General features: G+C 40.6%; 11 protein-coding genes. 2 read left to right on the forward strand and 9 right to left on the reverse strand.

The window, feature by feature from the left end:
* Positions 1-21 precede the first annotated feature (21 nt).
* The 7 genes from HORE_RS07695 to HORE_RS07725 all read right to left on the reverse strand — a co-directional run bounded on the left by HORE_RS07695 (position 22) and on the right by HORE_RS07725 (position 8,386).
* Positions 22-2,025 (reverse strand): peptidase U32 family protein, encoded by a 2,004-nt coding sequence (locus HORE_RS07695; protein ID WP_012636411.1) that lies wholly within the window; start codon positions 2,023-2,025, stop codon positions 22-24.
* Complete coding sequence (locus HORE_RS07700) at positions 2,012-2,629, reverse strand: UbiX family flavin prenyltransferase (RefSeq protein WP_012636412.1); 618 nt, start codon at positions 2,627-2,629, stop codon at positions 2,012-2,014. The genes HORE_RS07695 and HORE_RS07700 overlap by 14 nt, the downstream gene beginning before the upstream one ends.
* A 340-nt stretch (positions 2,630-2,969) precedes the next feature.
* Complete coding sequence (locus HORE_RS07705; RefSeq protein WP_012636413.1) at positions 2,970-3,833, reverse strand: 4-hydroxybenzoate octaprenyltransferase; 864 nt, start codon at positions 3,831-3,833, stop codon at positions 2,970-2,972.
* Positions 3,817-5,262 carry a menaquinone biosynthesis decarboxylase gene (locus tag HORE_RS07710; RefSeq protein WP_012636414.1) on the reverse strand — a complete coding sequence of 482 codons (1,446 nt, stop codon included), beginning with the start codon at positions 5,260-5,262 and terminating at the stop codon, positions 3,817-3,819. Before HORE_RS07710 ends, HORE_RS07705 begins: the two co-directional genes overlap by 17 nt.
* Before the next feature lie 17 nt (positions 5,263-5,279).
* Entirely contained in the window at positions 5,280-6,260 is a 981-nt protein-coding gene (locus tag HORE_RS07715) for a polyprenyl synthetase family protein (RefSeq protein WP_012636415.1), read from the reverse strand.
* Positions 6,244-7,254 carry an FAD:protein FMN transferase gene (locus HORE_RS07720; RefSeq protein WP_226984148.1) on the reverse strand — a complete coding sequence of 337 codons (1,011 nt, stop codon included), beginning with the start codon at positions 7,252-7,254 and terminating at the stop codon, positions 6,244-6,246. The genes HORE_RS07715 and HORE_RS07720 overlap by 17 nt, the downstream gene beginning before the upstream one ends.
* Positions 7,255-7,699: 445 nt before the next feature.
* Entirely contained in the window at positions 7,700-8,386 is a 687-nt protein-coding gene (locus HORE_RS07725; RefSeq protein WP_012636417.1) for an FMN-binding protein, read from the reverse strand.
* Between the two features lie 318 nt (positions 8,387-8,704).
* Between HORE_RS07725 and HORE_RS07730 the strand changes: the two genes are divergently transcribed.
* On the forward strand, positions 8,705-10,486 hold the full coding sequence (locus tag HORE_RS07730) for an FAD-dependent oxidoreductase (protein WP_012636418.1): 1,782 nt from the start codon (positions 8,705-8,707) through the stop codon (positions 10,484-10,486).
* A gap of 102 nt (positions 10,487-10,588) precedes the next feature.
* Here HORE_RS07730 and HORE_RS12485 read toward each other — a convergent pair whose 3' ends face one another.
* Entirely contained in the window at positions 10,589-11,977 is a 1,389-nt protein-coding gene (locus HORE_RS12485) for a GGDEF domain-containing protein (protein WP_012636419.1), read from the reverse strand.
* A gap of 298 nt (positions 11,978-12,275) precedes the next feature.
* On the opposite strand from HORE_RS12485, the gene HORE_RS07740 reads away from it, so the two are divergent.
* Positions 12,276-12,542: a YqhV family protein gene (locus HORE_RS07740; RefSeq protein ID WP_012636420.1), complete on the forward strand. Its 267-nt coding sequence runs from the start codon at positions 12,276-12,278 to the stop codon at positions 12,540-12,542.
* On the opposite strand, the gene HORE_RS12490 is transcribed toward HORE_RS07740, so the two are convergent.
* Positions 12,514-13,344 (reverse strand): class I SAM-dependent DNA methyltransferase, encoded by an 831-nt coding sequence (locus HORE_RS12490; protein WP_012636421.1) that lies wholly within the window; start codon positions 13,342-13,344, stop codon positions 12,514-12,516. The two genes, HORE_RS07740 and HORE_RS12490, sit on opposite strands and share 29 nt — an antisense overlap.
* Between the last annotated feature and the right edge of the window lie 21 nt (positions 13,345-13,365).

Here is a 13,365-nt window from a genome sequence, read left to right on the forward strand (position 1 = left end):
CTATCATAACAGTTTTGTGGATTAAGTACCGGTCCCCAGGACCCCTTTCTCGTAGGCTGCCAGGGTATAACCGGTATCACTTAACCCCTTAAGCTCATTATATAACGATGTTTTTTCCTGTGACCAGCGACCATTTTTAATAGCTATAAAGGCCCGTTTATAGATATCAACTACAGCCTCTACCTTTGCAGCATTATAAAGTCCGGCCTCAATCCTGAAACTCTTTATACCTGATAATAATATTCTATCCAGAAATGGGAGGAGAGCAAGCTCTTTACTGAGATAAAGATGGGTCCGGCAATACTGATCGGTCATAACAGGGTAAACCCTCTTTTTATCATTGACAAGTCCATATCTCTCACCCCGACAGGGGGCAGAACACTGATCCTCCGGAGTCTTCCCTTCCAGAAGTTCAGAAAGGAGACAGTGGTCAGATACCATAAAGGGAAGATGGCCATGACCGATAAGCTCGAGGTCCATATCTGTACCTGAAGCCATCTTTAAAATCTGCTTCAGGGAAGATTCCAGTTGATTTGTAACCTGAACCACCCCGGATTCTTTTAAAATACTGAGAGCCCTGGTGTTAAACGCATTAACTCCAAAATCTGCCATAACCCTGGTATCAAAATACTCATTCAGGGCTCTGATCATCCCCAGGTTACCGGCCATAACTCCACCGGTTTGCTCCAGATCTAATCCCTTCAACAACTCAATATATTCTTCCATTTCATCAGAGAAAGTAATTCTGGGGGTAGTTACTACCACTTCCACCCCTGCTTTTTCGGCTTTATCAAGGACCTTGTTTATAACCTCCTGGCCACAGGGAGGTTTCCAGGACGGAGTTTCACCACCTATATAGATGCGGTCTACCCCTGACTTTAAAGCAGCTTCAGCCTCCTCAAGACCGTTAACCTTAATCGATAGCAAAGGAAGGGCCACAACCTCCTTTGCCCCTGAACTATAATCCGTGGGGTTATCTATATCCAGTTTAAGATCCATATCAAGATCCATGTCAGGATTTAATTTTTTCTCCTCCCGGGCTTCACTAAAAAACTTGGGTTCCCTCTCCCCGGTATAACCGATTCCATCTGACCCCGGATTCTTAAGGGCAAAACAGGTACTGAAATCCCGGACCCGGTGATCATAGAGGTCACGGTAAATATCCTCATCAACCGTATAACCCACCGGATCATCAAGGTACCTGTCGATAGCTGTCCGGTAAGCAGATACAATTCTCTTAAGCTGACTGGCCGGCTTCATTCTGCCCTCTATCTTAAAGGAGACAATTCCCGACCTGATCAACTGGGGTATATGCCGGAAAACACACATATCCTTTACCGCCAGGAAGTAAGGACCGTCAGCCTTAACCTCTACCCCCTCTTCAAAATAACCGTTTTTATACCGGGCCAGGCTATAGGGCCAGCGACAGGGCTTTAGACAACGCCCCCTGTTGCTGCTGTTCCCAAAAACCATACCACTCAATAAACACTGCCCACTCTGAGAAAAACACATATCTCCATGTATAAAATATTCATATTCAAAGCCGGTTTCCCGGGTCATATGCCTCACCTGGTCAAAGGATAATTCCCGGCTAACTATAAACCTTCTGACTCCATGGTCATGTAAATACCGGGCCATATCTATGTTATGAACATTCATCATTACACTGGAGTGTACAGGAACCTCAAGCCCCAGCTCATTAATAAGATAGAGTAATCCCAGGTCCTGAACTATAAAAGCATCAACCTCAATTTCAGCCAGATACTGAAGATATGGTGCTATCTCATCAAGTTCCTCATCGCCCTGTAAATTATTAACAGTTACATATATCTTTACTCCCCGGCTGTGGGCCAGGTTAACAGCCTCTTTTAATTCTTCATTACTGAAGTTGAAACCGGTCCTGAGAAGCCTCATATTATGCTTTTTACCACCCAGGTAAACAGCATCTGCCCCGGCTTCAATTACCGTTTCCAGGGCCTCCCACTTACCGGCAGGAGCCAGTAGTTCCACGTTATTTATCATCATTATCATGCACTCCTTTCCAGCGTTGGTAAAGGCTATGCTCCAGTTGAAGGTGGTCCAGTACTCTTCCCACTACAAAATCTATAAGCTCCGATATACTCCGGGGATGGTTATAAAAGGCGGGCATGGCCGGTACCACATCAGCCCCCATTTTTTTTAAAGCCAGCATATTCTCCAGGTGAATCTGGTTTAAGGGGGTTTCCCGGGGAACCAGGATCAATTTCTTGTTTTCTTTAAGGGCCACATCACAGACCCTTTCCAGGAGATTCGAGGAAAACCCATGGGCAACCCGGGCCAGGGTTCCCATGGTACAGGGGATAACCACCACAGCATCCGGAGCCCTGCTTCCACTGGCAATTTTGGCCGTAATATCATCTATCTTTTCCCGGGAAATCAAATCAGGCCTTGAAAGATCCCATTCGGCCTGTATTGAAGCAAGGGGGTTATCCTTTTTAATGGATAAATCCAGTTCCTGTGACAGTACCTTCTCTCCCGCCTCTGTTATCAAAAGGGTCTGTTTATGTCCGAGGCGGTTTACCTCTTCAACAAACCGTTTCCCGTAAATAACCCCACTGGCTCCTGTTATGGCAGTAACTATCTTCAACAATTGTCTATCAACTCCTTTTCAGTAAATGCTGAAGGTTCGAATTCAGTAAATTGAGTGTTTTATTGATCACTAATGTAATGTTTTATTTTTTCATGTAGGTAATAAGGTGTTATGCAATAAGGCAATAAAGATTATATTCTAAAGTAGTTGTAAAGTAGTTGTTTTAAAGTAGTTGTTGTAAAGCAATACATTAAGTTTGAGTGTACTAAAGCATTATAATAGTTACCCTAAAGCCTTATATTAATGTAATAAAGCATTACATCAAATGAACTACTATATCTGATGTATTTTTACCATAGAATAGTAATTCGTCAGAAAAGTAATAATTTATGATAATACATTAAAACAGTAATATATCAAGGACTGATGCCAGTAATAAAACTGGCCCTATTATTTCATTAACATTATAGGAGGCCTTATTCACCCGGCTCAAATCATCAGGGGATACCAGTCGGTGCTGGTAGATTAACAGACCACCTATAATTACAAGTCCGAGGTAATATATCAATCCCAGGGGGAAAAAACAGGGTAATATAACCAGTAGTAAAAAGGCCAGAAAATGCAACAACCTGGCAATCTTCAAACCACCACTGACTCCGAACCGGGCTGGAATGGAATAAACCCCTTCTGTGGTATCAAATTGGTAATCCTGGGTAGCATATATGATATCAAACCCGGCCACCCACAGGGCCTGAACCATGGCCAGTATAATAACCCCGGGAGCAAGACCCCCCCTGACCGCAAGCCAGGCTCCTAAGGGGGCTAAAGCCACTGAAAAGCCCAAGAACAGATGACAGGCCCAGGTAAAACGTTTGGTATAGGAATAAAAGATAACAATAATAACTGCCAGGGGAAGCAATTTAAGACAGATGGGATGTAGATTAAAAGCTGCCAGAATTAAGAGGGTAAAACAGAAAACAGTTAAAAAAACAACTTCCCGGGGTGAAACCTCACCCCTTGGTAGGTGCCGGTCAGCCGTTCTGGGGTTCTTTTTATCAATATCCATATCTGCCAGCCGGTTCCAGGCATTGGCCCCATTTCTGGCCCCGATCATAGCCACCGTAACCCAGAAAAAATAGGAAAGATCAATTTTCCCACCCAAAGCCAGGAATAAAGACAGATAGGCAAAAGGAAGAGCAAAAATAGTATGTTCAAACATAACCAGGTCGGCATAGGTTTTTACTTTTTTATATATTAATTCCATACTCCTGCCACCTCTTATCGACCAGCTTTTTTATCTTTTTATTCATCTCTATTTCAGGGGGCCACTCCCTTGTATGACCCTCTTCCGGCCAGGCTTTAGTAGCATCAATCCCCATCTTGGAGCCGTAATGGCGGACAGGGGAAGAGTGGTCCAGGGCATCAAGCGGACCATCGACAATAACTACATCCCGTCTGGCATCTATATTATTAAACACCTTCCAGGCCACTGTTGACAGGTCCTGAACATCGACATCTTCATCAACTACAATAATCATTTTAGTATACATCATCTGACCCAGCCCCCACAGGGCGTGCATTACTTTTTTAGCATGGCCGGGGTAGGATTTTTTTATAGAAATTATAGCACAGTTATGGAATACCCCCTCGAGGGGTAAATTCATATCTACAATTTCCGGAAGTTGCATCTTGAGGAGTGGTAAGAAGATCCTCTCCGTTGCTTTAGCCATAAAACAATCTTCCATGGGAGGTTTGCCAACTACTGTTGCATTATAAACGGGCTGATTCCGCCTGGTAATGGCCTGGACATGAAAGACAGGATACTCATCAACCAGGGAATAATAACCCGTATGGTCACCAAAGGGTCCTTCTTTCCTTAACTCCCCCGGTTTAACATAACCCTCGAGAATTATTTCAGCATTGGCCGGGACTTTAAGGTCCACAGTCCGGCATTTTACCATCTCAACCGGCTCCTTACGTAAAAACCCGGCAAAAAGCATCTCATCTATCCCGGCTGGCAGGGGAGCGGTGGCCGCATATATAGTAGCGGGATCGGCCCCGATGGCTACAGCAACCTCCATTTTTTCCCTGTTGCCAAGATGTTTCCGATAATTCTCGGCACCATCTTTATGTATATGCCAGTGCATACCGGTCGTTTTTTTATCAAAAACCTGAAGGCGGTACATCCCCACATTCTGGCGACCTGTCCCCGGGTCTTTTGTAAAAACCAGGGGAAGGGTAATATAACGACCCCCGTCACCGGGCCAGCACTTCAATATGGGAAGACTTCCCAGGTCAACATTCTCCTCAACCACTTCCTGGCAGGGAGCCTTCTTTACTGTACGCGGTAAAAAATCCCCCAGTTCTTTCAACAGGGGGAGCATTTTTAACTTATCCAGAAAATTTTCCGGGGTCGGCAGCTGTAAATACTGATTTATCCTGTCCCCTATATCATCAAGGCTTTCTGCCTCCAGAGCCAGCTCCATTCTCCTGATAGAACCAAAGGCATTAATTAAAACCGGAAAATCAGAACCCTTAACATTTTCAAATAAAAGGGCCGGCCCCCCATTTTTAACAACACGGTCGGTTATTTCTGTTATTTCCAGGACCGGGTCTACTTCAACCCCGACCCTCACCAGTTCATTTTCCCTTTCAAGGGTCTTAATAAAGTCACTTAAATCACGGTAAGCCATATACCATCACCCTGTCTTTATTGTTGTCGATTTAATTGAAGCGATAATATAAAATTAAGCTCCTCTTTTACCCTTTCATCAGGTAAATGCTCGACATATTTCTGAGATTTTTCAATATACCTTTTACCCAGTTCTCTGCTTTGATTTATAGCCTTACTGTTATTCACCATATTGATAATATCAACTACATCTGAGACCGACAGCCTGTCTTTACCCAGGATCTCCCGGGCCCTGTCCCTGAAAATCTCATCCTGAACCAGGTAGATTACAGGGAGATTATATATCCCATTTATTAAATCCTGGCCTATTGCTTTTCCTGACTCCTCGGGGTCAGCCACAAAATCTAGAATATCATCCTGAATCTGAAAAGCAGTTCCCAACCTGAGACCAAATCTATATATATTTGACAGGTTCCTCCCCCGGACACCACTCTCATAGGCCCCGATATATGTACTCAATCCAAATAGCAGGGCTGTTTTCCTCCTGATTCTCCGGAGGTACTCCCGGATAGAAACCTTATATTCAAATTTATCCTCATACTGATCTATTTCCCCTTCACAGATTAAACCGACAACCTTATTTAGCTTTCGTAAAGAGTGCCGACTTAAATAGAGGGTAAAAATATCAAAGGCCCGGCTTAACATAAAATCACCCAGAAAGACAGCAACATCCTTACCAAATTTACTCTGGGCTGAGATTTCCCCTCGTCTTATCCTGGCTTCATCTATAATATCATCATGAACCAGGGTAGCCATATGCAAAAGTTCAATTGCTGAAGCAATATGGTATATTTTCTCTTTATCAAAATCACCCAACCGGGCTGACAAAACCACCAGTAAGGGCCTTAACCTTTTACCACCACTCTCAACAAGGTCTCTGGTAGCTATATTAATTAACCCCACCCTGGTTTTAGTTATCTCCCATATAATTTCATCTATTTTTTCAATAACCGGAGCAAATCTCTGTCTGTACTCGGCAATACTATATTTGCTCATCATTATCATTCCCTACAAGTTTAAAATCCTGGTTCAGGACCTTAATCTTATTCTTAAGGCCTTCTGACAGAATTATCTCTAAATCTTTATTTATAAACATAACTTCAACCCCATTAAGGCTCTCCACTAGCTCCAGTCCTCTATCAACCCCCATGACAAAGACACTGGTTGATAGGGCATCGGCATCAAAAGAATCATCACAGATAATGGTAGCACTCAAAAGATTTGTCCGGGCCGGTGAGCCTGTTTTGGGATCAATAATATGGTGGTAAACCACCCCGTCTTTTTCAAAATACCGTTCATAATTACCCGAAGTTACAATAGCCTTATCCTTAACCTTAAAACTGGCCATAACACTACCCCGTTCCCGACGGGGGTCCTGAATCCCCACAACCCAGGGCGAACCATCGGGCTTGCCACCTACAACCAGAACATTTCCCCCCAGATTTACAAAGGCATGCTCAACACGGTGTTTTTTAAATATCCTCCTGACTTCATCTGCCGCATATCCTTTAGCAATAGCACCCAGGTCTATTCCCATACCCGGTTTTTGCAACACTACCGTCTTTTCTTCTTCATCAAGCTTAATCAACTTATAATTAACCAACCTTTTTGCCTCTTCGATCTCTGACCGGGCAGGTACCCGTGCATTTTCAGTACCTATACCCCAGAGGCTGACCAGAGGCCTGATACTGGGATCAAAATTACCATCGGTTATTTCAGCATAAGTTATTGCCTTTCTAATAACACGAAAGGTATCAGAATCAACCTTGACCGGTTCTCCCGGGTTAGAATTAATTTTGTAAATATAGCTGGATTTAAGGGTAACACTCATCTCATTCTCGATTTCACGCATTCTCTGAAAAGCCTCTTCAATAACTTTGTCTGGCTTTTCACCATAAACCTTCATACTTACAATGGTATCCATTAAAAAAGAAGATTTGCTGGCAGCAGGCAAATCATTCTTTTCTTTTTGTCCCTGACAGCCATTTAACACGAAGACAACTATTAAGACTAAACATATGACTGCGATAATCCCGCAACACCTTTTTTGCATATATAATTTCATAAGCCTTCACACCCTGTTATTTCTCTATTGTTCTATTATTCCGTTAAAATTAAGAATAAATTAGCCTTTGACAAAATCATTTAAAAGATAAATGAAAGCCTCGACGTCCAGATATTAAACTCAACAGTTCGCTATTGATAATGGAGATTTTAAAGATTGTTAATGCCGAAAAATATCCACCAGAAAAACACCTGTGTACAAATTCTGGACATTAAAAAATAACAGTCACCTTTTTTATTTTATCATAAAAATATAAATATAAAAACAAATAACAAAGATATAAACTCTACTGAAATAAAATACGATTGTAATTCATATGTCAAAAAAGAAAGCCCCGCTGGGGGGCTTTCCCTTGGAATTTAAATTTAAAAACTTATTTTAAACCAGCCTGTTCCATGGCCATATCAAGGGCTTCATTATAGCTGTGACCACTGTGGGTAGCACCACTGACAATATCAACATTACCCTGATTTTCCACTACTTTTTCAGGGAATTCTTTGAAGTACTTAAGGGCTACTTCGTGAGGATAGCTGTCATCTTTAGCAGGCATTAATTTTTCCCGGCCATCTTCTTTTTTCAATAATTCAGGATTGGCAGTTATAAGCCTGCAGTCTGTTATTTTGTCCCCCTCAACGGTAATTTCAACAACAACATGGCCGTGTTCAAAGTTTTCAGCTACACCGTAGTATTTATTGCCATCATAATTACCGCTGGCAATATCTAAAGCCATCTGGGTAGCTTTTTCATAGTCATGGCAGCTGTGGGTAGCCCCACTGATGACATCATGTTTGGCAGACTGTTTTTCTAAAACCATATAAGGCCATTCCAGGAAAGCCTTTTTACCGGCTTCATACTTATAATGGAGTTTAAAGGGGTTTAACATGTTAATATCAGTAATCTGGCCCCTCTCAATTACAACCTCAATTACAACATCACCATGATCATTAGGAACATAACCTACATAATGCCCATCCTTGTGCTGTACATCAGCAGCGGCAATCCCAAAACTTAAAGTAAGTACTAAAACAGCAGCCAGCAGAATTGCAAGACCTTTTTTCATATAAACAATCAACTCCTCCCTTTAAATTTTTGACATATGTGTCATTTGTTCATAATATCACATATGTCCACAAGAATATGTTCTTCTGTAATATTGTTATTCGATATAAATTAAAAAATTCCTCTTTTGTTTTTTTACTTTTTGTATATTTCTCTAAAAAAAGCTTTACTTTGTTTTATTGTTTAGCAGATTCAATTGACCTTATCAATTAATATTAACAAACAGGTTTACATCTTCTTTTTTCCATGTTATAATTAATGTGAATAATGTAACTTTTTCTAGTTATACTATTTTCTGAATCAAAAAAGGGGGAGGAAAATGTCTAAAAACATCATTATTCTGGGGGCCGGGTATGGTGGTGTCGCAGCAGCTAAAAAATTACACAAATTATTAAAAAAGAAGGATGACACTACCATTACCCTGATCGATAAAAACCCCTTCCATACCTTGCTTACTGAAATTCATCAGGTGGCGGGTAATAGAATTGATGAAGATGGGGTTAAAATTGGTCTTAATGAACTATTTGAATCAACTAAAGTTAATGTAGTCCAGGATCAAATCAAGGACATCGATTTTGAAAACAAAACACTAAAATCTGATAATTATCTATATAATTATGATTATCTCATTCTGGGTACCGGTAGTGAACCAGCTGATTGCGGGGTTAAAGGTGTTGCTGACTATGCCTACACTTTATGGTCAATAGATGATGCCAAAAAAATCAAAAAACACATAATAGAAATGTTCCAGAGAGCCCGGGTTGTTGATGATCCTGCCCTCAGGAAGGAATTACTGACTTTTGTCGTCTGTGGGGGTGGGTTTACCGGGGTTGAAATGGTTGGAGAATTAGTTGAATGGATGGATGACCTCTGTTACCAGTACGGAATTGACAGAAGTGAAATCGACCTTTATTTATGTGAGGGTCTGGACAGAATTCTACCCAATTTAAATGACAAACTGGTAGACAAAGCCATGAAATATCTTGATAAAGTTGGTGTCAAGGTCAAAACCGGTTCTTTCGTATCTGAAGTTAAAGAAGACGGTTTAACCATGGCAAATGGGGACACATTAAAAACCAGAACAGTTATCTGGAACTGTGGTGTTGTTGCTTCAGACTTTGCAGCCAATCTCGGTTTAGATACCGATAAAGCCGGCAGGGTAAAGGTTAATAAGTATCTCCAGACTGAAAAATATCCTGAAGTTTATGCCATCGGAGATAACAGTCATGTTCCTAACGAAGAAGGCAAACCATTACCGGCCCTGGTAGAGACTGCCCTCCAGACCGGCGAGTGTGCTGCTGAAAATATTGTTGCCGACATCAATGGTGAACCGAAAGAAGAGATGGAACCTGATTATCACGGAATCCTGGTCTCCATCGGCGGCAAATATGCAGTAGCTGACGTCATGGGCATGTCCTTAAAAGGCTGGTTTGGTATGTTTATGAAACATGTCGTCAATATGCACTACCTCTTCGAAATTGGTGGATTAAAGAAAGGTTTTAATTACATCAGTAAATATTTAAAAGAACAGGGCTCCCATAAGGGACTGGTAGCCCAGGGCTTTGACCATTTTAGTCAGCGGTCCCGTACCTTCTGGGTTGCCTTCCTGCGTATATTCCTGGGTTTTCAGTGGTTATTCAGTGGCCTGGACAAAGTTCATTCAGGCTGGTTGCTTAAAGGAGACAAACTGGTAGCCGGGGCCTCAACATCCCCGATCGGGCCTAATCCTGTTGAGTGGTATGTAACCTTTATGGAAAATGTGGTTTTCGAATACCCCTTACTCTTCCAGTATATGATTACCCTGGGAGAACTGGCTCTGGCTTTCTCTCTCATCCTGGGAGTCTTCAGTACTCTGGGAGCACTGGGGTCTACTGTTATGACTATTAACTTCTTCCTGTCAGGTTTCTATCCCCAGAATCCAACCTTGCCATGGTTCCTGATGGCCTCCATCGCCTGTATCGGTGCGTCAGGTCGGGCCCTTGGACTGGATTATTATATCCTGCCATGGTTAAAGAAACTTGTCTGGGGACGCCGTAAAGGGAAAAATAAAGACCTGCAAAACGTTGTGAAACCCCTAAATGAAGGTCAGCAAAGCAGTTAAATACAACCCTCTTTCAACTAAATCTATAACACAAATATCTCAAGTTAATGAATATCAAGTTAATTAATATAAGCCTCCTTCCTGTCAAGAAGGAGGCTTTCTTTATCTAACAGAATTAATCATGTTTTTACCGTCATCTTTGGATTTATATAGGGCCTTATCTGCCAGGTCTATAAGCTCAATGGCTTTCGAAACCTTACACTCAGGATATGTTGCTATCCCTCCCGAAATACTTATTTTAATCTTATGTCCCCCACCAGTCTCAAAGATATGTTTATTAACAATGCACCTTATTCTTTCCGCAATATTATAGGCTATACTGGCTCCAGTCTTTGGTAATATTAAGGCAAATTCTTCTCCCCCATACCGGGCCAGTATATCGTTTTTCCGTATATTATCCTGGAGAAGGGAAGCTACTTCTCTTAAAACCTTATCCCCGAAAAGGTGTCCATAGCTGTCATTCAATGACTTAAAGTTATCAATATCAAAAATAACCACTGATAAGGGTTTATTATTCTTTTTAGCATAAGAAAATAATCTATTGAGCCTTTTATAGAAATACCGCTGGTTATATAGATCTGTTCCTTCATCAGTAATTGCCAGGTAATTGATTTCTTCAATTAACTCCAGTTTATTGAGTAATAACCCGGTCTGATCTGCCAGAACCCTCAAAATATCCCGGTCCTCTTCCTCCACCCAGTCACCCTCATTGTATATCAGGAATATTCCCTTAATATCATCATTTGTTACAACCGGAACTAAAATAAGTTTCCCTCGTTTAGAAGTATCAGCACAGACCCGGTCGGTCGTTTTGATAATTTCATCTCTATCTACAGTTTTTATAAGGACATCATCAAAGGGTGTATATTCATTTACAATATTTATTAAATGCCTGTTATCAATACCGGTAAACCCGATTCTTGACTCCATGGTAAAATTAATCTCACTGTTTTTATTCTTACTGACATAGGCAATGTTGTAATAGAAAAAATGACTGTTTAATAAATTTATAAGGACAGGAATCAACTCTTTATGGTCATGAATGGCAAGTAATTCTTTGGTAATCCGGGCCAGGGCAAACAATTTAGTCTGGGTAGATTCGAGGGTACGGTATGAAGCAGCCAGCTGGGCCATAGACTCTTTTAAATCCCTCTGTTTACTTTTATATTTCTCACAAAAGTGGCTTATCAAATAAAGAATAAAATAGGTAAAGGCACAACCCAGAATCAAAAAAACAGCAACCTTTCCCGGAAATGCAAAGTTATACTCTACCCCTTCATAAACAATAAATAACAAATTAAAAATTGTGTTATATACCAGGGCAGCTTTTAAACCGATAACAATATCAAGGTAAACGACCGGTACAAATAAAAAAAGAAATAACCCTGGAGTAAAGGGCAGATAAAACAAACTTCCGGTAAAGGCCAGATAAAATAACCCGACCAGCACCATGAGTTTCTCATTTATTTTAATTTTTTTTGAGAGTCTCATAAAATTAATTTTCTTCAAGGCTATCAGTCTTTCTTTAATAATTTTAGTAAAATAATTCAGGTGAAAGTCCAGGTTTTAAATAAACGACAGGACCCATATACTATTATAAAGACTTTATTATATAAATACTTTATTATATAAATTACTTTATTAAACGATATCAAACGATTAAAAACTATTACAAAACTGAATCAGGGTAACAGTTATAAAAAAACCTATCCTCCACCAATAAAAACCAGTTAAAATACCAGTAAACAGTCAGACTCTTTTTAATTACAGATAAGGAGATGAAATCCAGATGCTAAAAATGAGAAATATTCTCCTGGCCATGATAATGTTAAGATTATTGTCAGCCACTATCGAATTGAGTGCTGCCTATATGATGCACTACTTTAATGATATCAAGACAGCTATCAGGATAAATGCAATCCTGGGGCTGGTCGGTCCCATGATCCTTATTCTTGTTACCTTTCTTGGTCTTGTAGGAATCAGAAGTGAGGTTAACTTTAAAAACCTTATTTTGATTTTATTAGGGGTCACCCTGATTCTACTGGGTACCCGCTAAAAAACTTTACCAGTTTCCATTTAAATTTTGTCAGTGGTTTTTTTTTAAAATCCTCTCTGGAAGCTATGTAATAAATACGGTTATCACTATCAGTGCCTTTTTCAAAAGTGTAGGCATTAAAAACCTCCACTGCTTTAAAACCAGCCCCCTTAAGGGTTCCTGTTACTTCACTTACCTTAAAGGAAGTTTCCTCATGTATCTCCTTATAGGGTTTATCCCGATTATCATCCGGTCCTTCAAAATAGATTGTCAGTTTGACCTTCCACCTTTTTTTGTCCTCATCAATTATATCCTGCCAAGTGCATTTGTAATCCCGTCCGTGGATTATACTGGTTCCCGGTTTTATGGCCATAAGTCTGGCTATCGTATTCATATCAAATATAAAAAGCCCGTCCCCTGATAAAACCTGATTAACGTTTTCAAACACCTTTTTAAGCTCTTGTAGAGATAGAATATAGTTTAAACTATCGAAAAGACAGAAAACCAGGTCAAACTCTTCATTAAAGCTGAAATCCCTGACATCGGACTTGATAAAATCTATATATATACCATCTTTACGGGCCTTATTACGGGCAACCTCAAGCATGGCTTCAGATTTATCCAGGGCCGTTACCAGATAACCATTTCTGGCAAAACGGAGGGCCATATTTCCGGTGCCGCAGGCCAGTTCCAGAACCCTGGTGGGCGTTTTTTGATAATACTCCAGAAGCTGATGGATATAATCATACCATAAATTATAGGGAACAGCATCCATCACATCATCATATATTCTGGCAAAAGACTTTGTATATGCTTTATCCATAACAATCCCCCTGACTACTAA

The sequence above is a fragment of the Halothermothrix orenii H 168 genome, assembly GCF_000020485.1.
Taxonomy (GTDB): Bacteria; Bacillota; Halanaerobiia; order Halanaerobiales; family Halothermotrichaceae; genus Halothermothrix; species Halothermothrix orenii.